Here is a 23,942-nt window from a genome sequence, read left to right on the forward strand (position 1 = left end):
CTTAACCGGACTTTATTATACAACCAGTAAAATTTCTTTTGCTGGTTTTTTTATGATCAAAAAATCGATCAATCAGGTAAACCTAAACCTGAATGCTTAGATTCTACATTTCCGTAAACCGTATTTTAAAATATAAGTCGTCGCTTATAACAAAACTAGTATGTACGTTTACTTATTGAACTACAAAACAAATAAAGTACGAAGACAATAACGGTCAATTACAACAACCCTTTTAAATCCATTAAAAAAAATTAAGGGTGCTACTGGGTCTTTTTAAATCATTATTATTATAGCTTATTTTGTTGATTTCTACACTGTATTTCGATGAACCTCTAAAAGTTTTTGAACAGGTGCTTGAAAAATTCTAACCCATATTCCGTTTTTTAATCCGTTGTTGTTTCGGGTTTCCCATTGATTCGAAAAGATATATTACTTCTCAGAAAAATAGTTTTAAAAAAAAAGTTGCTTCAATTAGTGAAGCAACTTTTTTTTAATATTTATTTAAGCAAGATTTAAGCTATAACTTCTTCTTCAATTTCTTCCTCTTTTTTAGCTAATAACTCATCGCTTTTCTTCTTGGCAGTATCATACATTAAGGGTGTTGCAATAAATAAAGAGGAGTAAGTACCTACTAACACACCAATAATTAATGCAAACATGAATCCTCGAATACTTTCTCCACCAAAGATGAAAATTGCTAATAAAACAATAAGCGTTGTTAACGATGTATTCACTGTTCTACTAATGGTACTATTCAAAGCAGCATTAATGGTTTTCTTAAAGGGCCAAGTAGTGTGCTCGTTAAAATACTCCCTGATACGATCGAATACTACCACCGTATCATTTAATGAATAACCAACAACCGTTAGAATAGCTGCAATAAAAGCTTGATCTATTTCCATGCTAAAAGGCATAAATCCTTTTGCTATTGAGAATACCCCTAAAATAATAACAACATCATGGAACACCGCAGCTACTGCTCCTAAACTAAATTGCCACTTTCTAAATCGGAATAAAATATATAAGAACACAACGATTAATGAACCTAAAACGGCCCAAACAGAAGCTTTTTTAATGTCATCTGCTATGGTAGGCCCAACTTTCATAGAAGACATCACTCCTACTTGGTGACCTTCTCCACTTGAAAGGTTAAACTCTTCATAAGTTAATCCTTCAGGTAAATCCGCTTTAAGCGCCTCAAATAACATGTTGCTTATTTCATTATCTACCTCTGTACCCTCTTCTTCAACTTTATACTTTGTCGTAATTTTTAATTGGTTATCGGCTCCAAAGGTTTTAGCTTCTGCACTACCAAAAACATCTACCAATTTGTTTTCAATTTCTGAAGCCGTAACTGATTTATCAAAACGAACGGTATAGGTTCTTCCTCCTACAAAATCTACCCCTTGGTTAAGGCCAGTAGTAAGTAAAGCTGCTACACTAGCTACAACTAAAATTCCTGAAACTACATAAGAAATCTTACGTTTTACAATGAACTTGATGTTTACATTTTTAAACAGGTTTTTAGTTGCTGCAGTGGCAAAATCTAAAGATTTACCATTCTTTCCATAACCGTCGATAAACAAACGAGTAATGAAAATAGCCGTAAATAGAGATGTACAAATACCAATTAACAAGGTGGTAGCGAAACCTTTAATAGGTCCGGTTCCAAAAACCAACAGGATGATACCCGTAAGGCCAGTAGTAATATTGGCATCTAAAATAGAAGATAATGCATTGCTAAATCCGTCTTTAATGGCATCAACTTGTGCTTTACCTTTTGAAAGTTCTTCTCGAATACGCTCAAATATAAGAACGTTAGCATCTACAGACATACCAATGGTTAAAACGATACCAGCAATACCAGGCAGTGTAAGAACAGCACCTAATCCTGCCAAAATACCAAAAATAAATAAAATATTAACTGCTAAGGCTACATCTGCAAAAAGACCTGCTTTTCCGTAATAAAACACCATCCAAAGTAATACAAAGGCTAGTGCAATAGCAAAAGAAAGAATACCACTGTCTATGGCTTCTTGACCTAAAGAAGGCCCAACCACCTCACTTTGTACGATATCTGCAGAAGCTGGTAGTTTACCAGCACGCAAAACATTGGCCAAATCTTGCCCCTCGGTAATGGTAAAACTACCTGTTATTTCACTACGACCCCCTGATATTGGACCACTAGAAATTCCTGGTGCAGAATATACAATATCATCTAAAACAATAGCAATTTGAGATTGGTTGTTGAAGGCTACCGTAGTCATTTCTTCCCAGGTTTTTGCTCCTTTACCGTTCATCTCCATAGAAACCGCTATTCTCCCCAATTGATCATACGTTTGGGTAGCGTTAGTAATTACTCCACCACTAAGGTCTGGTGTATTGGTTTTATTCGCTTTTAAAGCATATAAGTCAATAAATTCGCTGCCGTTTACTGGTTTTCCCCAAACAAATTTTGCATAGCGCTGATTAGCGGGAAGCAAATTGCGAATTTGTGGCATTCTTAGGTAAGCGCCAACCGCAGCCGTATCTTTAATATTTGCAGTTCCTAAAACTGGTCCTTGACCAGCAACTGGCTGTAATTTACTAAATAACGGATTATTTTTAGCGATATCTGCAGCATCATCAGTTTCTGCATCTGCGATAAGATCATCAATATCTTGATCTGTACTGGTAGAGTCTTGTGCCTTATCATTTGTTGCTTCTTCTGTTTTTGATGCTTGCATTTCCTTCAACTTAGCGTTTGCTTGCGCCAAGAAGGGGGCTAATTCCTGCCCTTTGAATACATGCCAAAATTCTAACTGAGCTGTACTTTGAAGTAATTTCTTAACTCGATCTATATCTTTTGCTCCTGGAAGCTCTACCAAAATTCTTCCAGAATTACCCAAACGTTGAATATTTGGCTGGGTAACACCAAACTTATCAATACGCTTTCTAAGTACCTCAAATGCCGAAGTTATACTTTCATCTATACGTTTTCTAATGATTGGCTTTACTTGAGCATTGCTCATCTCAAAATTGATATCGTCGCTCAAATTTTTATTGGCAAAAACATCAGGTGAGGCCAATTTGGCATCAGGCGTCTCTTCAAATGCTTCAAAAAATAAGTTTACATAATCATCTTGCGATTCTTTTTGCAACTCATCGGCTCTAGCTAAAGCTTTATTAAAGGCAGGATCTTTAGAATTGTTCGCCAATTCTCTTAAAATGTCTTTTACAGAAATCTGTAAAATAACATTTATACCTCCTTTAAGGTCTAACCCTTTATTTAATTCTTTGTCTTTTGAGGTATTGTAGGTTATACCAGCAAAGATCTCTTGATTCCCTACAGAATCTAGATATCTACCTTCTTCAATTTCTCTTAAACTTGAGTAATTTTGAACCTCAGTGCTTATTTTTTGCTTCGCATATGCCTCTGCGTCTTCTTCGACACTGTTTGCGATAAATGTAAACGATAATTGGTAAATACTTACCAAACCGAATAGAATTGCGAATAGCTTGATTATTCCCTTATTCTGCATTATTCTTTAAGTTAATTAATAGTTTATTTTTATAAAACGGACAAATATAGGCTTTCGAAAAAGAATTGCCAATATTTTTATTAAGATAAATTTCACAAATAAGGCTGTCTAAAAAACTTAATATCATCTTGCTAGAAGAGAAAATATTTTTTTTAAACAGCCTATCTTGATATATTGTGGTTTACAAATCTAATAAACCGTTTGTTTTTTTAACACCCTCAGCACTTTCGTGAAGTTGCTTCTTTTCGTTTTCATCTAGTTCGATTTCAACAATCTTTTCAATTCCATTTCTACCTAATATTACAGGGGTACCAATACAAAGATCGTTTAATCCGTACTCACCCTCTAAAAGCGTAGAACAAGGAAACATTTTTTTCTGGTCACACGCGATTGCCTGTACTAAACCAGAAACCGCGGCTCCTGGCGCATACCAAGCACTAGTCCCTAACATCTTGGTCAAGGTCGCTCCGCCTACTTTAGTATCTGCAGCCACTTGATTTAAACGCTCGTCAGAAATAAATTCTGAAACCAACACACTATTGCGAGTTGCCAAACGTGTTAAGGGCACCATTCCTTTATCGCTGTGCCCTCCAATTACCATACCGTCTACATCAGAAATTGGAGCCTCTAAAGCCTCTGCTAATCTATATTTAAATCGTGCACTATCTAAAGCCCCTCCCATACCAATGATTCTATTCTTAGGTAAATTGGTAGTTTTATGCACTAAATAGGTCATTGTATCCATTGGATTACTTACTACAATGATTATAACATCTGGAGAATGCTTAATAATGTTGCTAGAAACCTCTTTTACAATTCCCGCATTAATACCAATAAGTTCTTCTCTAGTCATTCCTGGTTTACGTGGGATTCCACTTGTAATTACAGCAATATCACTGCCTGCCGTCTTAGCATAATCGTTTGTGCTTCCAGTTATCTTGGTGTCAAATCCGTTTAACGAGGCGGTTTGCATCAAATCCATCGCTTTCCCTTCTGCGTAATCTTCTTTAATGTCTAACAATACCACTTCTGAAGCAAAATTCTTAATAGCGATATACTCTGCACAACTAGCACCAACTGCTCCTGCACCTACAACAGTAACTTTCATAGTTTTATATATTTTAATTAATTGAATGATTTTGAGATGCTAAAATACAAAAAGCATTTATTTTATAGCTAAATGCAGACTTTAAATACCAAAATTTAATCCCACATTTAAGGTATTTATCTCTTGAAAATTATAGGCTGCGTTCAGGTCAAAAAAACCAAGCCGCAGATTCAAACCCAAGGTTCCTGAGACCACAGCATCATCTTGAACTATTGTAAACGGATTGGTAATGGTTTGTCCTGCCAACTCCCCCTCACTTATAGTATAACGCCCCATTAAACCAGTCTCTCTATTTTGCAGATTATAGTTTAGGCCCCCATAAAAATTCAAGGTTTTGAAATTGGTAGAACCTACTAAAGCAAATTGCCAAGCTGAAACATTTGATTCTAAGTTCGCTTTCGCGGATGAAACCTGTGCAGATTCTAAGGCATAACTAGCCTCAAGCTTGGTGTAACCAGCTAACAATGAAACAGCAATATTAGCATCATCTTTTTTGCTAAACAACCTTGAGATTTCATATTGCAGTCCAGCTCCATAAAGTCCGGTTTCTACATCGCCATAATTAATTTTAGGTATCACTCGAGCCTTAAGTTCAAGGCCCCACCCTAAACCAACCGATCCTTGTAGGAATGCCGAAGGCACAGTGTTAAGTTTTTCATCTAGTAAGCCACCAGGCAACATTAATGAAAAACTTTGCGTATCTCCGTTTTCATCCTCAAATCGCACCAAAACATTTACACTTTCTTTAGAGCCCAGTAAAGTTGGCACATGATCTTGTTTTTGACCAGAGGGCAAACTCAAATGTTCATAATCTGATTCTCTAAATAAAAATTTTTGCTTTTCTTCTGGTAAAAAAGCTGCATTAGTAATCAGCGAAAGCTCAAAACGTCCCGCATCTTTTGCTTTACCTCGATAATACCAGCCTGTATTTACCAAGTAACTCAGGGTTGAAGTTGCTGGTTCTATATATTTTCCAAGGTAGGTTTTGGCGTCACTTAAACCGGCCTGAAGAATATCTTGAACCTCTGTCTGTGCCTTAGCGATGAATCCACTTAATAAAAGTGAAATCACAATTCCCGTTTTAATAATTGACTTGTTTATCATCTATAATATATTTTATAGGAAACCCCTAAATGAATGGCGTAGAATTGCTGTAAACTTGCAGCTACTCTTGTACTTAAGGCACTGCTAATATTGTATTTTACACCTGCAGTAAAATTGAAATTGGTTGCTTTATTTTCAACAGAAAACTTTTTCACAAGGGATTGAAATAATTCATTTTGTCTATCAATTTCATAAACACCATTAAAATGCGTAGTGGCTTTCGCAGTAAAAAAACCTCCCCCTCCATAAAAATCAAACTTTCCTAAAACTTTTGACACTATGAGAGCAGCATGTACAATATTCATCTGCGTATTGATTCCTTGCTTCTCATTTTGAATTTCACCGGACTCCTTTGTGTCAAAAAAGCCTTCAAATTTATTGAAAGCGATTAAGGCAGACAAAGACCAGTTTTCGGTTTTAAACCAATGGGTGAGTTCGTGTTGCAAACCTAGCCCCCACATACTACGCTCGATTGGACCATAAGCAATATTTGGTGAATACCTCAATTTAAGCTCGCTAGCCCAAGGCAAACCAATATCAGTTTGCATAAAAACCTGCGGAGCCAATCTAAAATTTTCGTCTACACCTTGGGGCAATCTTATTTCGATAACTTCCTGCTCATCTCCTACTTGATAATCTATCAATACATTTACATCTGGCTCGTTTGTACCAAAGATGCTGGCTACATCTTTAATGTTACTACCATCTTTAAATCTTAAATTATAATAATCTTTTGTGTTGAGGGTAAAACTATTTTTACTACGATCTACAAAGGTTATATTAGAGGCCAAGCTAAAATCTAATTCACCCCATTTTTTGGTCTTGGCCGAACTATACCAAGCATTGCTCACATTAAACATTAGCCCAATTGCAGCAGGATCTACGAAAGCTTCACCAAATTGACTCACATCTTTAACTAAATGCTCGACAAATGCATTTAAATCTTCTTGCGCCTGAATTCGACAGCTAATCAAAAAAAGAATGCATAAGGAATAGGTTCTAACAATCAAAAGCGTTAATTTTTGTTAAATGTACATTTTTTTCTATAAAAAAACCTGCTGTAATAAGCAGGTTTTTTTTACACGAAGCTAAAATGTGTTATGCATCTATATTTGCGTAAATTGCATTTTTCTCAATAAACTCTCTTCTTGGAGGTACTTCATCTCCCATTAACATTGAAAAAATACGATCGGCCTCACTGGCGTTATCAATAGTCACTTGACGTAGCGTTCTAAATTCTGGATTCATGGTGGTATCCCACAACTGTTCAGCATTCATCTCTCCCAAACCTTTGTATCGCTGTATGGTTATACCCCCTGCATATTCATTAGAAATCTCATCTCGTTCCTTCTCACTCCAAGCATATCTTTTTTTACTACCTTTTTTAATTAAGTAAAGAGGTGGTGTCGCGATAAATATATGTCCAGCTTCAATAAGCTCGCGCATATACCTAAAGAAAAAGGTAAGAATTAAGGTTGCAATATGACTACCATCTACATCGGCATCACACATAATTACAATTTTATGATACCTTAATTTTTCCAAATTAAGTGCTTTACTATCTTCTTCTGTACCGATAGTTACACCAAGAGCGGTATATATATTCCTAATCTCTTCATTCTCGAAAACCTTATGCTGCATAGCTTTCTCGACATTCAAAATCTTACCCCTAAGTGGCAGAATTGCTTGAAAATTTCTATCACGACCCTGTTTAGCCGTACCACCTGCCGAATCTCCCTCGACAAGGAACACCTCACATTGCTCTGGATCTTGCTCTGAGCAATCGGATAATTTACCCGGAAGTCCTCCTCCGCTCATAACGGTTTTCCGCTGCACCATTTCTCTTGCTTTTTTGGCAGCGTGGCGAGCCTGAGCGGCTAATATTACCTTTTGAACAATGGTTTTGGCATCGTTAGGGTTTTCTTCGAGATAGTTTTCAAGCATTTCAGAAACGGCTTGCGAAACCGCAGAAGTCACTTCACGATTACCCAATTTTGTTTTGGTTTGCCCCTCAAATTGAGGCTCAGCCACTTTTACTGAAACAATTGCGGTTAATCCTTCTCTAAAATCATCACCAGAAACTTCAAATTTAAGTTTTTCTAACATTCCCGAAGCATCGGCATATTTTTTTAATGTAGATGTTAAGCCTCTTCTAAATCCGCTAAGGTGTGTACCTCCTTCGTGTGTGTTAATATTATTTACGTATGAATGCAAATTCTCATTATAAGAATCGTTATAAATCATCGCAACCTCAACAGGAATCTCATTTTTTTCTCCTTCCATAGAGATTACATCTTGAATAATAGGTTCACGAGTTTCATCTAGAAAGCGGATAAATTCTTTTAATCCTTCCTCAGAGTGAAAAGCATCACTTCTAAAGTTACCATCTTCATCTTGCTCTCTTTTATCTGTCAAAGAGATTTTGATTCCTTTATTCAAGAAAGCCAATTCGCGCAAACGACTTGCCAAGGTTTCATAATTATATCGTGTACCCTCTTTAAAAATTTGATCGTCTGGCTTAAATGTAACTATTGTTCCGTTGTAATCTGTTTCTCCTGTACTTTTAACGGGATATAAAGGCTTACCTCTTTCATATTCTTGCTCCCACACCTTACCCTGCTTATGCACTTCGGCGTGCAAATGAACAGATAATGCGTTCACACAACTAACTCCTACACCGTGTAAACCTCCAGAAACTTTATACGAATCTTTATCAAACTTTCCTCCCGCTCCAATCTTGGTCATAACCACCTGTAACGCAGAAACTCCCTCTTTTTTATGAATATCTACAGGTATACCCCGCCCATTATCTTTGGTGGTAATAGAGCCATCTTCATTAATTATTACGTCTATGGAGTCGCAATAACCTGCCATGGCTTCATCTATAGAATTGTCTACCACCTCATAAACCAAGTGATGCAATCCTCTATTTCCTACATCTCCAATATACATAGACGGACGCATCCTTACATGCTCCATCCCTTCTAGGGCCTGAATACTATCGGCCGAATAATTCTTTTTATTTTCTTCGCTCATAGGTCTAACTTATTATCAACAAATATAGCAAAAGCACGTGGGTAAAAAAAGCCTAACGCTCCATTCAAATTTAAGTTATTAACATTTTTTTACTGGTTGTATGGATTTCAATTTTATTATCTTAGCAAAAAATTAGCATGCGTTACCTTATCATCTTTTTCTTATTCATATGCACTTACCAAATGGGTTTGGCACAAGACTTCAAAGATCTAGATGAAAGCCCTATGGACGTAAGCGTAATTCGAAATACCGACAACTCGCCGTTGGCTCGAATTATTTACAGTCGTCCTCGTAAAAAGGATAGAGAAATTTTTGGTGCGCTGGTTCCGTTTAATCAAGTTTGGCGCACGGGCGCCAATGAGTCTACAGAGATTACTCTTTATGAAGAGTTGTATATTAACGGTATTTGTCTAGACCCGGGCACGTATAGTCTATATACTATTCCAGGCCCTAAAATTTGGACGGTAATTTTTAATGAAGCTCAAAATGCTTGGGGTGCCTTTAATTATAACGAAAAGCTTGATGCCCTTAGAGTAAAGGTTCCTGCGCAAAGAGCGGCTAGTATAATCGAAGTTTTCTCTATAGCCTTTCAGCCGGCCCAAAACGGTATCAATTTATTCATAGGCTGGGACGATACTTTTATAAAGATTCCTTTTAAAAAAACTTTAGATTAAGGTATATTAAGATATTTATGGGTTTGCAATGAGATTTTCCATTTAGGATTTTGCATTACATAATCAACCATAAGCGGAATCATCTTATCTCTAACGCTCCATTCTGGCTGCAAATATAAAATACAATCCTCGCCTACTTGAGCAGCTTGTTCTTCTGCGAATTTAAAATCGTGTTTATTGTAAACAATTACCTTAAGCTCATTTGCGCGTTTATAAGCTTCTAAAGTTGGTAATTTATTTTTCTTTGGCGATAGGCAAAACCAATCCCAAACTCCAGTAACTTCATAGGCGCCAGAAGTTTCAATATGGGTATTGCCACCCCCTTGTTTAATGGCTTCCGTAATAGGATTCATGTTCCACATTAAAGGCTCTCCCCCTGTTACAACAACAGTTTTGCTATTATCTAAGGCTTTCTTAACAATACTTGAGGTCAAACTTGGCGGATGCTTTTCTGCGTCCCAGCTTTCTTTAACATCACACCAATGACAGCCTACATCACAACCTCCAATTCGTATAAAATAAGCGGCTATCCCCTTATAAAAACCCTCTCCTTGTATGGTGTAGAATTCTTCCATCAAGGGTAACATTTCGCCCGTACTTACCAGTTTTTCCTGTTCTTTCTTTGTCATAGGCTGCAAAGATAAACAATACCCTTTTTAAAAAATAGACTTACCAAATATTATATGCTTAAATTTCTTGAACCAAGTTAGTATTACTAATTTTGCAGCTTAATTTTTTACTTTTATGAGACTTTTTAGCGCCTTATCAATTATCCTTGTATTAAATGCCTGTCAACCCTCAAAAACCGACCAATCCTTATTGATTCAGCCTAACCAAATTGGCTTATTACAAAAAGACACGCCCATATACACCTTAGACTCTATATTTAAAAATGATTCGGTTGTAAAGCGGCGCATTAATAGTAGGTTTAGTAGTCAAGATGAATTTATCGTATACTCAAAAGAAGGTCGGGAACGTCTGGTTTTAATTCCCAAAAATGATTTTGATTCTACAAGTACTGTAGCCAACATTCAAATAAAAGACTCTTTATTTCACACTGCGAAAGGAATCTCTATACAATCTACTTTTAGAAAAATTCAAGAACACTATAAAATTTCGCGTATTGAAAATACGCTACGCACAGCGGTAATTTTTCTAAACGAGCAGAATCTATACTTAAGCATCGATAAAGAATTTGTAAGCGGAGATGCCAAATACAATACCAATTTACCCATTGCACCCAGTCAAATTCAAGATCAAGCAACAATCAAACACCTTTATTTAGGATGGGACTAAGCGGTAATTACCAGATTTGGTTATTGCTTATGGGGTTTATAAGCTTGTCAAGCTGCAAACAAGGAGAACCAGCCACAACCAATTTATATGAGCAAAATTCATTTAAAAATGGTCAGTTGCAATCGATCATAAGCACAACCGCGGGCTCACTTATTAAAAACACCTATCAGATTAAAGACAAGCGTTTTTTGCCAGACACTAGTTTTTTAAAACAAGGAAAAATCAAGTACCTTGCGCTACCCTTTAGTATCGGCTTCATACCCTCTACCCAAATTGAGTTAGGTAAATCAAACAGGCCACTAGAGGTGCTTTTGGTAAACACTGATGCAAAACAAGCACAAACCGTAGGTGTAAAATTATTAGCGCTACTTAAAGTTGCTACTCAAGATACCATTACCTATAAACTGGTGGGTATCGATTCTGGCAAGTCGCAGGCCTGGTCTCCATTTGAGAATTTTGAAGAACTGGCCGCCAACCACCCAGACATAATCAAAACGATAAACAGGTATTTTGAAGATTATCGATTGGGCCCTTACCAAAAAGTGCTTTCTTGGCAAGATGAACAAGCGGCTTTAAAATTTGTTAAAGCGCATCAGGTTAATTAATATATTTTTTTACTTTACGGAAATATGAAAAAGACCATTAAAAAATTCATCCCTAAAATAATTGGAGCGCAATTAAATTCGCTTCACTTAGTGCATTCGGCGAAAGCCACCAAAAAAGCCTATAAGCTCTTTTGCACGCCAAGATTGGGAAAAGCCAAACCTCATCATAACGCGTTTTTAAATCCAGCAAAGACCCAAGAAATAATGGTTGAGGGCAACTCAATTCAATGTTACAGATGGCCCGGAGAAGGCAAAAGGGTCTTATTAATTCATGGTTGGGAAAGCAACACACACCGCTGGAAAAAACTCATTGAAAGACTTCAAGAACAGTCGTTTGATATTTACGCATTAGATGCTCCCGCGCATGGTAATTCAATGGGAAAAATCATACACGTGCCTTTATATGCTCAAGTAATTCATCAGGCGCTACAAAAAATAAATCCCGCCTATGTTATTGGGCACAGTATGGGCGCTATGGCCAGCGTTTACGAGCAATATACGTATAAATCTCCAATTGAAAAATTGGTTTTACTTGGCCCTCCATCAGAATTGCAAAAAATAATTAGCGATTATCAAGCTATTTTAAAACTTAGACCTTCTTTAATTCAAGATTTAGAAAATTATTTTTTTAAAAACCTCGGGTATAAATACAATGATTTTTCTATTGCTAGATTTGCTAAAAGTCTTCAAATACCAGGCTTAATTATTCATGATAAGTATGATAAAATTGCACCTGTTTATGCATCGAGAAGTATACATAATGCTTGGCAAAATTCATTTTTGATTGAAACAGAAGGACTAGGTCATTCATTATACAGCCCTGAAGTGAACACGGAAATAATAAAATTTTTAAATGCAAATTAGTCATGAGTGACACCCCACAAGGCATAAGAATAAATAAATTTTTAAGTGAAGCTGGCTTTTGCTCAAGGCGCAAAGCCGACGAACTCATTGCGGCTGGAGTAGTAACTATAAACGGCAGGGTACCCGAAATGGGAACAAAAGTGTTACCCGAAGATCAGGTAGCCGTTAACGGTAAAATCGTTGTCGCTAAAGAAAAACCTGTTTATCTTGCTTTTCATAAACCGGTAGGAATTGTTTGTACAACCGATACTCGCGTTGAAAAAAATAATGTAATAGACTATATAAATTACCCTACTAGGATTTTCCCTATAGGTAGGTTAGACAAGCCTAGTGAAGGTTTATTATTATTAACCAACGACGGAGATATTGTGAATAAAATTTTGCGCTCTAACAACAACCACGGTAAAGAATACCAAGTAAAAGTGAATCGGCCGGTAACCCAGCAATTTATTAAGCGTATGGAAAACGGAATCCCCATATTAGGAACGGTTACAAAAAAATGCCACGTAAAGAAAACAGGAAGCCACGATTTTGAAATTGTCCTTACTCAAGGTTTAAACAGGCAAATAAGACGCATGTGCGAGTATTTAGGTTACCAAGTGGTTCAACTTAAACGAACGCGAATAATAAATATTCCTCTAGATGTTCCTGTAGGCAAGTATAGGGAACTGACCCAACAAGAATTAACTGATCTACAAACTATTCTCAAGAGCTCAAAAAAAACATATTCACGAAATAAATAATATAGTTACTCATAAAATCTAACATTCTTTTAAGGAGGATATTTAAAAATACTTGGTAAATTTAGAGCAAAAGATAAGATATGAGCAGACCAAGTATAAAAAATGAAGAACAATACGAAGCCTTAAGAGATCAAGGATATAGCCAAGAAAAGGCTGCCCGCATTGCCAACACCAAAAATGCTAGCCAAAAAGGAGGAAAGGCATCACCGTACGAAGATTGGACCAAGCAAGAGTTATATGAGCGTGCCCAAGATATTGGAATTGACGGTCGGTCTACCATGAATAAGGATGAAATTATCAAAGCCTTACGCAATAACTAATTATGAAAGAAGTACCCTTATTTCACTTGGCGATACCCGTTAAAAATCTTGCGGAATCAAGGTTCTTTTATAGTCAACGTCTCAAACTAAAAGAAGGGCGAAGCAGCAAACATTGGATCGATTATAATTTTGGTGGTCACCAATTGGTTATACACGAGGCACCTCAATATGAACCTCCTATTTTTGGCAATGAAGTAGATGCTCAAAAGGTTCCCGTTCCTCATTTTGGACTGATTTTAGACTGGTTTTTTTTCGATGAATTTTCAGCTCAATTAAATCTCGAAAATATCGACTATATTATTTCTCCTTGTATTCGGTTTCAAAATCAACCTGGAGAGCAAAAAGTTTTATTTTTTAAAGACCCTTCTGGAAACGCCCTAGAGTTTAAAGCCTATAAAAACACTAACGAAATATTTACTGCTTGATGAAACAACTTCACCCTAAATTGGTAAGACAATTATTCACCCTTCTTATAATAGGCGTTTCGGGATTTTTAATCTTTGCTGAAATGGTACCCTACTTTTCGGGTGTTTTGGGGGCTATCACCTTTTATGTACTACTCAAAAAGTGGATGGTAAAATTAGAAAAAAGAAACTGGAATAAAGATCTTGCTGCAACGGTGTTGATGTTGTTTTCTTTTATTGGAATCTTAATACCAGTAAGCGGAATGGTCCTTTTGCTTACTTCAAAAGTAAGTAAAGCCGTAAATAACTCAGAAAAAGTTTTACAAGCCATCAACGCACAACTGCAAGATTTAAATACATTAATCAATCAGTATTCCTCAAATTTCGATATTACCAAGCAAATAAATACCAATGAAGTAACCAATTTAATATCAAGTAACCTTCAGAATTTAGCAGGGGGAACATTTGATGCATTTATAGCAATAGGTATAATGTATTTTCTTTTGTATTATATGCTAACCAAAAGAGACCACATGCAAAGAATGCTGGGTGATTATATTCCTATTAATAGAGAAAATTTAACTTTAATTGGGCAAGAAAGCACATCAATGGTTAAGGCAAATGCTATAGGAATTCCTTTAGTAGCAATTTGTCAAGGCATTATAGCCCTTATAGGCTTTTTAATATTAGGAGTTCCAGATCCATTCTTTTGGTTTGTGATTACCACCATTGGTTCTATGATTCCTTTTGTGGGCACGGCTATCGGGATTCTACCGGTAACTATTTTGCTTTTTTCACAAGGCCAAAACTGGGAAGCTATTGCTATGCTTATTTACGGCGTGGTAGTTATCGGATCTACCGACAACATTATTCGGCTTTATGTATTAAAACGCTTATCTGATGTTCATCCGCTTTTAACCCTTATCGGAGTTGTGGTAGGGGTACCATTATTTGGTTTTATTGGTCTAATTTTTGGCCCACTACTTATCTCATTATTTTTATTAATGGTGAAAATTTATAAGAAAGAATACGGAAAAAAAGAAGTTAACTCAACCGAAACCGCTGACACAGAAAATCACGAATTAGAAAACTTACACCAAAACAAAAAATTGTAACATATGGCTACAAGTAGTAAAAAGATAGACGAAAATTATTTTGAACGTAAAGTTTCTGGCATTACCAAGAGTGATGTCGATAATACATTGGCGCAAGAAAATGAGATTGAACAGAAAATTAAAAACGCTGGGGTATTTGAAAAATACGCAGAGATGGCTAAGCAGATGCTATTGATGCTCAAGGATTATAGGCGAGGCTTATATACCGAAGTGCCTTGGTTTACCATAGGATCTATTGTATTTTCACTCATTTATGTTTTAAATCCACTTGATGTAGTTCCAGATTTTATTCCAGGACTAGGCTACATTGATGACTTAAGCGTGTTTACCTTTGCCTTGCGATTTATAGAGAGCGATTTACATAACTACCTGGACTGGAAAATTAACAAAGAAGAATAAAAAAGGCCCTATTACAAAAGGGCCGTTTCTTAATTAATTTAATGGGTTTCTCATTCTATGTCGTTCTCGCGCTAATAAAGTGTTTTTAAGCAGCATGGCAATGGTCATTGGTCCCACCCCCCCTGGTACAGGAGTAATATAAGAAGCCTTCTTCTTTACATTCTCAAAATCAACATCACCAGTTATCACGTATCCTTTTGAAGCGTTATCATCTGGTACTCTAGTGATCCCTACATCTATTATAACCGCATCATCTTTAACCATTTCGGCTTTAAGGAAATTAGGTGTTCCTACGGCGATGATAATAATATCTGCTTGAGAAGTTATTTGTGTTATATTTTTGGTGTATCGATGTGTGAGCGTAACCGTTGAGTTTCCAGGAAAGCCTACTCTACCCATCAAAATACTCATAGGTCTTCCTACAATATGGCTTCGCCCTATTACAACGGTATGCTTCCCTTTTGTAGGAATATCATAACGCTCCAATAGTTCTAAAATTCCATAAGGTGTGGCCGGAATAAATGATGTCATATCTAAAGACATTTTACCAAAATTAGTAGGGTGAAAACCGTCTACATCTTTATCTGGATCAACAGCCATTAAAACGCGTTGGGTGTTTATCTGGGGTGGTAAAGGTAGCTGAATGATAAAACCATCTATGGCTTCGTTATTATTTAACTCCTCTATTTTGTCTAACAGTTCTATCTCTGAAGAATTACTAGACATTCTCACCATAGTAGATTCAAAACCAACCCGCTCACAAGCTTTCACTTTAGAATTTACATAGGTCATACTAGCTCCATCATTACCCACAATAATGGCTGCTAAATGCGGTACCTTTTCGCCCCGCTCTTTCATTTTTTTTACTTCAATAGCGATTTCATCTTTTATATCGCTACTTACTTTTTTACCGTCTAAAATTGTCATGTTGTGTGTTATATAATGCAAAAAAGCCAAGTTGTTTCCAACTCAGCTTTTCTTGTTTTATCTTAATCCTTTCATCATTTGCATCATCTTTTTGCCGCCTCCACCTTGCATCATCTTCATCATTTTACTCATCTGATTAAATTGCTTTAGTAGCTGATTTACTTGCGTTACGGAAGTACCAGAACCTTTTCCTATTCGTTTTTTTCGACTAGCATTAATAATACTTGGTTTTGCTCTTTCTTCTGGAGTCATAGAATGTATAATGGCCTCAATATGTTTAAAAGCATCATCATCAATGTCTATATCTTTCATCATTTTTCCAGCGCCAGGTATCATCCCGATAAGGTCTTTCATGTTACCCATTTTCTTAACCTGCTGGATTTGATTCAAGAAATCATCAAAACCAAATTGATTTTTCGCAATTTTCTTTTGAAGTTTTCTAGCTTCTTCTTCGTCATATTGCTCTTGGGCTCTCTCAACCAATGATACCACATCACCCATCCCCAATATTCTATCGGCCATACGTTCAGGGTAGAAAACATCAATAGCTTCCATTTTCTCACCCGTACCTATAAATTTTATGGGTTTGTCTACAACAGATTTAATCGAAATCGCTGCACCACCACGAGTATCACCGTCTAGCTTGGTTAAAATAACACCATCAAAATTTAGTATATCATTAAAAGCTTTTGCCGTATTTACCGCATCTTGACCAGTCATAGAATCTACTACAAACAAGGTTTCTTGTGGTTGAATAGCCTTATGAATATTTGATATCTCGGTCATCATGGCTTCATCAACTGCCAATCGACCGGCAGTATCTATAATCACCACATTAAACCCGTTCTCTTTTGCGTGCGCAATAGCGTCTTGTGAAATTTTTACAGGATCTTTGGTCTCTCTATTGGAGTAAACTTCAACTCCTATCTGCTCACCTACCACATGCAGCTGATCGATTGCCGCTGGTCGGTATACATCACAAGCTACCAATAAAGGTTTTTTGGTTTTTTTGTTCTTTAGAAAGTTGGCTAACTTACCTGAAAAGGTTGTTTTACCACTTCCTTGTAACCCCGACATTAATATTACGCTTGGATTTCCTGATAAATTGATACCCTTTGCGTCGCCCCCCATAAGCGAAGTAAGCTCGTCTTTCACCAACTTCACCATCAACTCCCCAGGTTTTAAACTGCTGAGTACATCTTGGCCTATCGCTTTATCTTTTACAGTCTTTGTAAAATCTTTAGCAATTTTATAATTCACATCGGCGTCTACCAATGCCCGGCGCACTTCTTTCAAGGTTTCGGCAACATTCACTTCGGTAATTTGACCGTGCCCCTTAAGAATATGAAAGGCTTTATCTAACTTATCACTTAAATTATCAAACATAATTTTCGGTTGTTTTTAAGAGTTGCAAAGTTATGAATTAGATTGTTAAGATTAAAAACTTCTCATAAATATACTTTAATTTTGTTTAGAACCGATTTTTAATCCGTAAAGCTAGTAATCACACAACTCTAGAAAAACAAGACTCCTTCTGGATAACAGATTTTTTATTATTTTTAGCTAGAATTAAAGCTTATGCCTAAAAAAATATTCGAGAATATTTGTGTAGATTCTGTTTTTGAAAGAATATACAATGATTATGCAAAAGATCTTCATGATTTTTTATACTACAAATTTGGTAATGGCTACAATCACGAAGATAAAATGCACGAAGCCTTCGTAAAGCTATGGCATAAATGCGAAGATGTTACTTACAGTAAAGCCAAGTCGTTTCTTTTTACCGTTGCTAATAACTTAATGCTTAACGAGGTTAAACATAAAAAGGTAAAACTTAAATACAATAAAAACATTAAAGAAAATACTAATAAACAAAGCCCTGAATTTTTACTAGAAGAAAAACAATACCTAGAGAAATATGAGCGCGCGCTTAGCTCATTAACCGAGAAACAACGACTGGTATTTAGCCTTTGTAAAATTGAAGGAAAACCTCATAAAGAAGTGTCGGCTTTGCTAGACATATCGACAAAAACCGTTGAAAAGCACCTTTATAGTGCATTAAAAAAATTAAAATTAGAATTAACAGAACTTTAAGGTAGGAAAATAGCTTATTAGATTGTTATAGAGGTAAGTACAATGAGATGAAAAAAGAAGATATTTTACATAAATGGTTAATGGGTAAAGCACTAACCCAATCACAATTAAATGAATTGGAGTTACACCCCGATTACCAAGAGTATAAAAAACTGCTCGATTATGCTGGTTATTTTAAAGCTCCCGCTCTTGTAAAAAATAATAATGCAAACCTTTTGAAAAGAGCTAAAAAACAAAAAAGGAAAAAACGAATACTCACTTGGGCTAGTAGCGCTGCGGCTATTGTTATAATTGCTTTGGCCGCATTTTGGTACAACCAGCAAAACATTATTTTAATTAATACTGTAAATTCTCAACAAAAAAGCATAGAATTGCCAGATGGCTCTTTGGCACAACTCAATGCTGGAAGTCAAATACAATACCATAATAATAAGTGGGAAAATGAACGCCAACTAGATCTAATAGGAGAAGCTTATTTTGAGGTTGAAAAAGGGAAAAAATTTAGTGTACATACTCCGTTGGGGAAGATAGAGGTTTTAGGAACCGCTTTTAACGTAAAGCAGCGACAAAACTATTTTGGTGTTTCCTGTTTTGAGGGTTTGGTGCGCGTTATTCAAGCACAAGATACGATAGAATTACCTGCGGGCAAAATGGTTAATTTTTATAACGCAAAATACAAAATTGGTCAAATAGAAGATTTAGAACCCAGTTGGCTAAACGGGCAGAGTAAATTTAAAAGAGTACCATTAATACTGGTAATACAAGAAATTGAACGCCAATATGACGTTAAAGTGGTTCGCAAAAACATAGATTTAGAAAAAAATAGTTATTTTACCGGGAGTTTCACCCATAGCAATCTTGATATGGCCTTAAAATCTGTCTGCATTCCGTTTGGGCTTACGTATCATATTGATGGAAAATCCGTAAACTTAAGTGAACAAAAAAATTAAAGTTCAGCTGTTTTTTACTTTTTTGCTTTTTCCTATCCTACTTTTAGCACAGGTAAAAACCAAGGAAAGCCTTAGTATTTTAGATATTATTAAACGATTTGAGCAACAGACATCGTTTAAGTTTTCCTACCTTGAAAATGAGTTAGAGCAACTACCTCCCTTTACAATTAATTCAAATTTAACGCCAAGGCAAATAATTACTGAGATTGAACGCAACAGCAACCTCGAGTTTGAGTTTTTAAGTCAGGATTTTATAGCGATACGTCTTAAAAATCCGCTTGAAGCGGATAAAGTTTTAGATTTGGAAGAAGTTATTATTCAAAATTACCTTAATAAAAGTATTACCAAAAAAGATCAAGGTGTATTTGATATTGACCTAAACCAGCTTCCTACGTTCCCTGGTCTTATTGAACCCGATGCCTTACAAGCACTTCAGGTGCTACCAGGAATAGAAAGCATTAACGAAAAAGTTAGCGATTTAAATATTCGAGGGGGAACACCCGACCAGAATTTGATACTTTGGGACGGAATTCGTATGTACCAATACGGTCATTTTTTTGGCCTTATATCTGCCATAAACCCCTATTTTGTAGATGAGGTAGCATTGGTTAAGAATGGTACAGACGCTTCATACGGCAACAGCGTATCTGGAGTAATATCATTACAAACAAGCGATGAAATAAATCGAAAATTCAATGCTGAAGCAGGAATAAACTATCTTTACGGTTTTGGTTTGATTGACACTCCACTAGGTAAGCGTTCAAGTTTAAGACTGGCGGCTAGGAGCTCTATAAACAATTACTTTAGAACACCCACTTACAATCAATACTACGAGCAGGCCTTTCAAAATTCTATCTTAGACCCGCTTGAACAAGAAAGCATTAAACAGAATGACGAGTTTCATTTTTATGACACCACCCTTCGTTACCTATACCAACCAAATAAAAGAAACAAATTTAAGCTAAGCTTCATTTATTTATCTAACAACTTAAACTATCGTGAGGATTTCTTACAGGGCAATCAAATTGATCCAAAAACCAGCGGTTTATCCCAAAATAATTTAGGAATTGGATTGAATTATACCCGGCAATGGAATGAAGGTATAAAAACTAAGCTACAATACTATTATTCACTGTATAATTTAGAAGCTAGCAATGAAGAGCGAAAAAAAAATAGAATCAGCCGTCAAAAAAATAAGGTAAGGGAACATGGTTTTAAAATTGAAAACACTTTAAATATTAACCATTTATCTGATTTACAAATAGGCTTTGAACATATTTACGCGCAAATTGAGAATTTTACCCGCCAAAGCAATCCGCTTGACGGTTTTTTCTCCACACGATACACCTCGACTCAAGCCATCTACGGTACCTATTCGTTTAAGAGTATAGACAATAAAACCAGTTTGCATTTGGGTTCGCGTCTCAATTATTTTTCACAACTAGACCAGTTTCAATTTGAGCCGCGCTTTAGTTTAAACCAAAAAGTAGTTGAGAATTTGGCCTTTGAATTCTTGGGAGAAGTAAAGAGTCAATACCATACACAAATTAACGGTGCCCAAAAAGATTTCTTAGGTATTCAAAACAACAAATGGCAAGGAGCTAATAATCAAGATATACCATTAATGCAAAGTATGCAACTTTCTTTAGGTTTACATTATACTAAAAACAATTGGTTAGCGAGTATTGAAGGGTACGCCAAAAAGGTAAACAACATTACAGCTTCTAGTCAGGGCTTTCAAGATCAATACCAGTATGCACCCTTTTCTGGCGATTATTATATTAGAGGTATAGATTTTTTAATCCGTAAAGAGTTTAAAAGGTTTAATTTTTGGGCTGGCTATTCGCTCACTAATAATGACTATCGTTTTAACGAGATTAGCCAAAATAGTTTTCCAAGTAATACGGCAATTGCCAATTCATTAAGTTTTAACACCAGTTATGAACAAAATGGACTTCAAGTTTCTCTAGGTCTCAAGTGGCGTTCTGGGAAAGCTTACACCCCAATAAGCCAAGAAAATTTAACCAATAACTTGTTTTTATATTCTCCATCAAATAGCGCACAACTCCCAAGCTATTTTAGAACAGACTTCTCTGCAGGTCAAGAATTTAAACTAGACAAAAAGGTAAATGCTTATATTGGCCTATCTGTCTGGAACTTGTTCAACTCTTCCAATATCATTAATGCCTATTATTTACAAGAAAACAGCGAAATATTTTTTATTCAACAGGAGGCTTTAAGAATTACACCTAATTTAATTTTTAGAATAAAAATTCATTAAAATGGTACAAACTACATTTGACTAGGAACTTTTATTCCTAACAACTTAAAAGCATTTTTAATCACCTCTCCAGTGAGCTTTGCTAATTGCACCCGCAAAATTTGCTGATCTTCTTGCTCTGCTGCTAAAATAGAAACGTTTTGATAAAAAGAATTAAAATCACGTACTAAGTCGTAAGTATAATTGGCTATTATTGCGGGGCTATATTGTTTTGCTGCCAGTTGAATTGTTTCTGGCCATGCAAGCAAATGTTTGATTACTGCTTTTTCTTTTTCTTCAAAAGTATAATTCTCAACAGTTTGCGAAAGTAATTTTTCTCCTTTTCTTAAAATCGATTGAATACGGGCGTAGGTATATTGTACAAAAGGACCGGTATTTCCTTGAAAATCCACAGATTCTTCTGGGTTAAATAGGATACGCTTTCGCGGATCTACTTTTAAGATATAATATTTTAATGCTCCTAAGCCAATAGTTTCGTAAAGCTCTTCTTTTTCTTGGAGTGAAAATCCTTCTAACTTGCCTAAATCATCTGAAATCCTTTTAGCCGTTTGCGTCATTTCATCCATTAAGTCATCTGCATCTACAACTGTACCCTCTCTACTTTTCATTTTTCCACTTGGCAGGTCGACCATGCCATAGCTTAGGTGGTATAGATGGTCTGCCCAGGCAAAACCTAACTTTTTAAGAATTAAAAAAAGTACCTTAAAATGATAATCTTGCTCATTCCCAACGGTGTAAACCATACCATTTATAGAAAAATCATTTACACGTTGTATAGCCGTACCAATGTCTTGCGTCATGTAAACGGCGGTGCCGTCTGAACGAAGAACAATTTTTTCATCAAGACCTTCATCGGTAAGATCTATCCATACGCTACCATCTTCTTTCTTATAAAAAACACCTTTTTCAAGACCCTCTTTAACCACTTCTTTCCCTAATAAATAAGTATCGCTTTCATAGTAGTTTTTATCAAAGTTAACTCCTAATCGCTTATACGTTTGTTCAAAACCATCGTATACCCATTGGTTCATTTTTTCCCATAAAGCCAACACCTCCTTATCACCAGCTTCCCAGGCTTGAAGCATTTTTTTTGCTTCTTTTAATAGAGGGGCTTGCTCTTTAGCTTCTTTTTCACCTAAGCCTTTGGCCTTAAGTTCGTTTACTTGAGCTTTATACTCTTGGTCAAATTTTACGTAGTATGCTCCAACTAATTTATCTCCTTTTAAGTTAGAATTGCTAGGAGTTTCTCCTTCTCCAAACTTTTGCCAAGCCAACATGCTCTTACAAATATGAATACCACGATCATTTATAATTTGCGTCTTAAAAACTTGGTTACCTGCTGCTTTTAAAATTTCGGCTACAGAAAAACCTAAAAGGTTATTTCTTATATGCCCTAAGTGCAAAGGTTTGTTGGTATTGGGTGAAGAATACTCTACCATAATTTTGGGAGAAGATTCATCTGCTGCAACTAGGCCATATTCTTCTTTTGAATAAATAGCCTTAACCTGATTTAAAAAATAAGAATCAGAAAATTCAAGGTTTAAAAATCCTTTTACTACATTGAAATCATCAACCTCATCTACATTCTTTTTTAAGAATGCACCTATGTCCTCCCCTAATTTTACTGGGTTGGTTTTAATGTGGCGCAACAAAGAAAATACCACTAAGGTTAGATCTCCAGGGAATTCCTTACGTGTTGCTTGAAATTCAAAATCTTGCACATCTACTTGGTACAGTTCTTTTAGGGCTGCACTTATTTTACTCGATAAAAAGTCAGTTTTGAACATAGGTTAAATTTTGTGCAAAGATAAAATTAAAAGGTTTGTTTTAGTTATCTTTAAAATAAAAAATGTTGGTTAATGTTTCTTATGATAAACCAGAGTTAAAGCGCAAAATTAATATGTTGGTAGGGGAGCCGTTTACTTTAAGCGAACGTTTTAAATTAAATGGCATAGGATCTGGTAAAATTAATATAAACTCAGCTTGTTTAGCTATTCATAACTTATTGATTTTAGACAATAACCAAAACTGCTGTAATATCGAGTTAAGGCCAAAAGGTATTTTAGTTGGATTTAGGTCTTTGTTAGAGTCTTATGCATTGGTAATACCTTATTATAAACTGGTATTATACAAAGGAAAATCACAAGAATACAGCATTTACATGGATCATTATTTTTTAAAGATAAGAGCAGATCGTGATAAAACCCATAAATTTATAAAAAAAGTAATGCAACAAAAGGTTTTAGCTTGCTCCTAAAATTATTTGCGTTTTCTAAAGGAGAATCCAGCTAATAGTAATAGTAATCCTGTAAACAGCATTGCTATATTTTGAGGTAAAGGCTGCTCTGTAAAAGGTTGGTCACTTTTAATCGGCTGAAAATCAAATAATATTTTATGGCTTGCTAGCGAGATAATGATTACGCCAAATAATAGAAGTACATATTTTAAGGTATTTTGCATAATGGAAAGCAATTACTTTTTACGGATAAATTTACAGAAAT

At 35.7% G+C, this 23,942-nt stretch carries 23 protein-coding genes; 13 read left to right on the plus strand and 10 right to left on the minus strand.

What is annotated here, in order from left to right; genetic code table 11:
* Nucleotides 1-512: 512 nt before the first annotated feature.
* From secDF to gyrB, 5 genes are all read right to left on the minus strand, one after another.
* Nucleotides 513-3,521: a protein translocase subunit SecDF gene (gene secDF / locus ACFSQ0_RS01885; protein ID WP_379043333.1), complete on the minus strand. Its 3,009-nt coding sequence runs from the start codon at nt 3,519-3,521 to the stop codon at nt 513-515.
* A gap of 181 nt (nt 3,522-3,702) precedes the next feature.
* Nucleotides 3,703-4,629 (minus strand): malate dehydrogenase, encoded by a 927-nt coding sequence (gene mdh / locus ACFSQ0_RS01890; protein ID WP_379043336.1) that lies wholly within the window; start codon nt 4,627-4,629, stop codon nt 3,703-3,705.
* Nucleotides 4,630-4,710: 81 nt separating this feature from the next.
* A complete protein-coding gene (locus tag ACFSQ0_RS01895; RefSeq protein ID WP_379043339.1) occupies nt 4,711-5,733 on the minus strand; it encodes a DUF6588 family protein in 1,023 nt (340 codons plus the stop codon).
* Nucleotides 5,730-6,743: a DUF6588 family protein gene (locus ACFSQ0_RS01900; RefSeq protein ID WP_379043342.1), complete on the minus strand. Its 1,014-nt coding sequence runs from the start codon at nt 6,741-6,743 to the stop codon at nt 5,730-5,732. The genes ACFSQ0_RS01895 and ACFSQ0_RS01900 overlap by 4 nt, the downstream gene beginning before the upstream one ends.
* A gap of 88 nt (nt 6,744-6,831) precedes the next feature.
* Nucleotides 6,832-8,769, minus strand: coding sequence for a DNA topoisomerase (ATP-hydrolyzing) subunit B (gene gyrB / locus ACFSQ0_RS01905; protein WP_379043345.1), 1,938 nt, complete (start codon nt 8,767-8,769; stop codon nt 6,832-6,834).
* Between the two features lie 137 nt (nt 8,770-8,906).
* Here gyrB and ACFSQ0_RS01910 point away from each other — a divergent pair, with 137 nt between their 5' ends.
* Nucleotides 8,907-9,443 carry a DUF2911 domain-containing protein gene (locus tag ACFSQ0_RS01910; RefSeq protein WP_379043348.1) on the plus strand — a complete coding sequence of 179 codons (537 nt, stop codon included), beginning with the start codon at nt 8,907-8,909 and terminating at the stop codon, nt 9,441-9,443.
* Here the strand turns inward: ACFSQ0_RS01910 and ACFSQ0_RS01915 are convergent.
* Nucleotides 9,440-10,072, minus strand: a complete 633-nt coding sequence (locus tag ACFSQ0_RS01915) for a 7-carboxy-7-deazaguanine synthase QueE (RefSeq protein ID WP_379043351.1) — start codon at nt 10,070-10,072, stop codon at nt 9,440-9,442. The genes ACFSQ0_RS01910 and ACFSQ0_RS01915 overlap by 4 nt on opposite strands.
* A gap of 115 nt (nt 10,073-10,187) precedes the next feature.
* Between ACFSQ0_RS01915 and ACFSQ0_RS01920 the strand changes: the two genes are divergently transcribed.
* The 8 genes from ACFSQ0_RS01920 (at nt 10,188) to ACFSQ0_RS01955 (ending at nt 15,189) form a co-directional block, all read left to right on the plus strand.
* The gene (locus ACFSQ0_RS01920; protein WP_379043354.1) at nt 10,188-10,739 is read left to right on the plus strand and encodes a hypothetical protein; all 552 of its coding nucleotides are present in this window, start codon (nt 10,188-10,190) and stop codon (nt 10,737-10,739) included.
* Nucleotides 10,730-11,344 (plus strand): inorganic diphosphatase, encoded by a 615-nt coding sequence (locus ACFSQ0_RS01925; RefSeq protein WP_379043357.1) that lies wholly within the window; start codon nt 10,730-10,732, stop codon nt 11,342-11,344. Before ACFSQ0_RS01920 ends, ACFSQ0_RS01925 begins: the two co-directional genes overlap by 10 nt.
* A gap of 24 nt (nt 11,345-11,368) precedes the next feature.
* The gene (locus ACFSQ0_RS01930; protein ID WP_379043360.1) at nt 11,369-12,208 is read left to right on the plus strand and encodes an alpha/beta hydrolase; all 840 of its coding nucleotides are present in this window, start codon (nt 11,369-11,371) and stop codon (nt 12,206-12,208) included.
* A gap of 2 nt (nt 12,209-12,210) precedes the next feature.
* Nucleotides 12,211-12,951, plus strand: coding sequence for a pseudouridine synthase (locus ACFSQ0_RS01935; RefSeq protein ID WP_379043363.1), 741 nt, complete (start codon nt 12,211-12,213; stop codon nt 12,949-12,951).
* An 80-nt stretch (nt 12,952-13,031) separates the two neighbouring features.
* Nucleotides 13,032-13,271: a DUF7218 family protein gene (locus ACFSQ0_RS01940; protein WP_379043366.1), complete on the plus strand. Its 240-nt coding sequence runs from the start codon at nt 13,032-13,034 to the stop codon at nt 13,269-13,271.
* Nucleotides 13,272-13,273: 2 nt separating this feature from the next.
* The gene (locus ACFSQ0_RS01945) at nt 13,274-13,696 is read left to right on the plus strand and encodes a VOC family protein (protein ID WP_379043369.1); all 423 of its coding nucleotides are present in this window, start codon (nt 13,274-13,276) and stop codon (nt 13,694-13,696) included.
* A complete protein-coding gene (locus ACFSQ0_RS01950) occupies nt 13,696-14,790 on the plus strand; it encodes an AI-2E family transporter (protein ID WP_379043372.1) in 1,095 nt (364 codons plus the stop codon). The genes ACFSQ0_RS01945 and ACFSQ0_RS01950 overlap by 1 nt, the downstream gene beginning before the upstream one ends.
* A 3-nt stretch (nt 14,791-14,793) precedes the next feature.
* Nucleotides 14,794-15,189, plus strand: coding sequence for a YkvA family protein (locus ACFSQ0_RS01955; protein WP_379043375.1), 396 nt, complete (start codon nt 14,794-14,796; stop codon nt 15,187-15,189).
* Nucleotides 15,190-15,222: 33 nt separating this feature from the next.
* Here the strand turns inward: ACFSQ0_RS01955 and ACFSQ0_RS01960 are convergent, their stop codons facing one another.
* Nucleotides 15,223-16,116 carry a bifunctional 5,10-methylenetetrahydrofolate dehydrogenase/5,10-methenyltetrahydrofolate cyclohydrolase gene (locus ACFSQ0_RS01960; protein WP_379043378.1) on the minus strand — a complete coding sequence of 298 codons (894 nt, stop codon included), beginning with the start codon at nt 16,114-16,116 and terminating at the stop codon, nt 15,223-15,225.
* A 57-nt stretch (nt 16,117-16,173) separates the two neighbouring features.
* The gene (gene ffh / locus ACFSQ0_RS01965) at nt 16,174-17,502 is read right to left on the minus strand and encodes a signal recognition particle protein (RefSeq protein ID WP_379043381.1); all 1,329 of its coding nucleotides are present in this window, start codon (nt 17,500-17,502) and stop codon (nt 16,174-16,176) included.
* 192 nt (nt 17,503-17,694) lie between these two features.
* Between ffh and ACFSQ0_RS01970 the strand changes: the two genes are divergently transcribed.
* Genes ACFSQ0_RS01970 through ACFSQ0_RS01980 form a run of 3 tightly spaced genes read left to right on the plus strand, consistent with a single transcriptional unit; the run spans nt 17,695 to nt 21,441 of the window.
* Nucleotides 17,695-18,210, plus strand: coding sequence for an RNA polymerase sigma factor (locus tag ACFSQ0_RS01970; RefSeq protein ID WP_379043384.1), 516 nt, complete (start codon nt 17,695-17,697; stop codon nt 18,208-18,210).
* A 47-nt stretch (nt 18,211-18,257) separates the two neighbouring features.
* Complete coding sequence (locus ACFSQ0_RS01975) at nt 18,258-19,160, plus strand: FecR family protein (RefSeq protein ID WP_379043387.1); 903 nt, start codon at nt 18,258-18,260, stop codon at nt 19,158-19,160.
* Nucleotides 19,144-21,441, plus strand: a complete 2,298-nt coding sequence (locus ACFSQ0_RS01980; RefSeq protein WP_379043389.1) for a TonB-dependent receptor plug domain-containing protein — start codon at nt 19,144-19,146, stop codon at nt 21,439-21,441. Before ACFSQ0_RS01975 ends, ACFSQ0_RS01980 begins: the two co-directional genes overlap by 17 nt.
* Before the next feature lie 11 nt (nt 21,442-21,452).
* On the opposite strand, the gene argS is transcribed toward ACFSQ0_RS01980, so the two are convergent.
* A complete protein-coding gene (argS, locus tag ACFSQ0_RS01985; RefSeq protein WP_379043392.1) occupies nt 21,453-23,228 on the minus strand; it encodes an arginine--tRNA ligase in 1,776 nt (591 codons plus the stop codon).
* 62 nt (nt 23,229-23,290) lie between these two features.
* Between argS and ACFSQ0_RS01990 the strand changes: the two genes are divergently transcribed.
* Nucleotides 23,291-23,698, plus strand: a complete 408-nt coding sequence (locus tag ACFSQ0_RS01990) for a hypothetical protein (RefSeq protein ID WP_379043394.1) — start codon at nt 23,291-23,293, stop codon at nt 23,696-23,698.
* A 2-nt stretch (nt 23,699-23,700) separates the two neighbouring features.
* Here the strand turns inward: ACFSQ0_RS01990 and ACFSQ0_RS01995 are convergent, their stop codons facing one another.
* Nucleotides 23,701-23,901 (minus strand): hypothetical protein, encoded by a 201-nt coding sequence (locus ACFSQ0_RS01995; RefSeq protein WP_379043397.1) that lies wholly within the window; start codon nt 23,899-23,901, stop codon nt 23,701-23,703.
* Between the last annotated feature and the right edge of the window lie 41 nt (nt 23,902-23,942).

The sequence above is a fragment of the Mesonia sediminis genome (genome assembly GCF_042684705.1).
Taxonomy (GTDB): Bacteria; Bacteroidota; Bacteroidia; order Flavobacteriales; family Flavobacteriaceae; genus Mesonia; species Mesonia sediminis.

Bases quoted from the DNA above. Each gene is read 5' to 3' on its own strand.
- ACFSQ0_RS01950 (WP_379043372.1), top strand. From the start codon at position 13,696: ATGAAACAACTTCACCCTAAATTGGTAAGACAATTATTCACCCTTCTT.
- ACFSQ0_RS01910 (WP_379043348.1), top strand. From the start codon at position 8,907: ATGCGTTACCTTATCATCTTTTTCTTATTCATATGCACTTACCAAATG.
- ACFSQ0_RS01990 (WP_379043394.1), top strand. From the start codon at position 23,291: ATGTTGGTTAATGTTTCTTATGATAAACCAGAGTTAAAGCGCAAAATT.
- ACFSQ0_RS01995 (WP_379043397.1), bottom strand. From the start codon at position 23,901: ATGCAAAATACCTTAAAATATGTACTTCTATTATTTGGCGTAATCATT.
- argS (WP_379043392.1), bottom strand. From the start codon at position 23,228: ATGTTCAAAACTGACTTTTTATCGAGTAAAATAAGTGCAGCCCTAAAA.
- ACFSQ0_RS01915 (WP_379043351.1), bottom strand. From the start codon at position 10,072: ATGACAAAGAAAGAACAGGAAAAACTGGTAAGTACGGGCGAAATGTTA.
- ACFSQ0_RS01895 (WP_379043339.1), bottom strand. From the start codon at position 5,733: ATGATAAACAAGTCAATTATTAAAACGGGAATTGTGATTTCACTTTTA.
- ACFSQ0_RS01975 (WP_379043387.1), top strand. From the start codon at position 18,258: ATGAAAAAAGAAGATATTTTACATAAATGGTTAATGGGTAAAGCACTA.
- ACFSQ0_RS01935 (WP_379043363.1), top strand. From the start codon at position 12,211: ATGAGTGACACCCCACAAGGCATAAGAATAAATAAATTTTTAAGTGAA.
- ACFSQ0_RS01925 (WP_379043357.1), top strand. From the start codon at position 10,730: ATGGGACTAAGCGGTAATTACCAGATTTGGTTATTGCTTATGGGGTTT.
- ACFSQ0_RS01940 (WP_379043366.1), top strand. From the start codon at position 13,032: ATGAGCAGACCAAGTATAAAAAATGAAGAACAATACGAAGCCTTAAGA.
- ACFSQ0_RS01930 (WP_379043360.1), top strand. From the start codon at position 11,369: ATGAAAAAGACCATTAAAAAATTCATCCCTAAAATAATTGGAGCGCAA.
- ACFSQ0_RS01945 (WP_379043369.1), top strand. From the start codon at position 13,274: ATGAAAGAAGTACCCTTATTTCACTTGGCGATACCCGTTAAAAATCTT.
- secDF (WP_379043333.1), bottom strand. From the start codon at position 3,521: ATGCAGAATAAGGGAATAATCAAGCTATTCGCAATTCTATTCGGTTTG.
- gyrB (WP_379043345.1), bottom strand. From the start codon at position 8,769: ATGAGCGAAGAAAATAAAAAGAATTATTCGGCCGATAGTATTCAGGCC.
- ACFSQ0_RS01970 (WP_379043384.1), top strand. From the start codon at position 17,695: ATGCCTAAAAAAATATTCGAGAATATTTGTGTAGATTCTGTTTTTGAA.
- ACFSQ0_RS01955 (WP_379043375.1), top strand. From the start codon at position 14,794: ATGGCTACAAGTAGTAAAAAGATAGACGAAAATTATTTTGAACGTAAA.
- ACFSQ0_RS01920 (WP_379043354.1), top strand. From the start codon at position 10,188: ATGAGACTTTTTAGCGCCTTATCAATTATCCTTGTATTAAATGCCTGT.
- ffh (WP_379043381.1), bottom strand. From the start codon at position 17,502: ATGTTTGATAATTTAAGTGATAAGTTAGATAAAGCCTTTCATATTCTT.
- ACFSQ0_RS01960 (WP_379043378.1), bottom strand. From the start codon at position 16,116: ATGACAATTTTAGACGGTAAAAAAGTAAGTAGCGATATAAAAGATGAA.
- mdh (WP_379043336.1), bottom strand. From the start codon at position 4,629: ATGAAAGTTACTGTTGTAGGTGCAGGAGCAGTTGGTGCTAGTTGTGCA.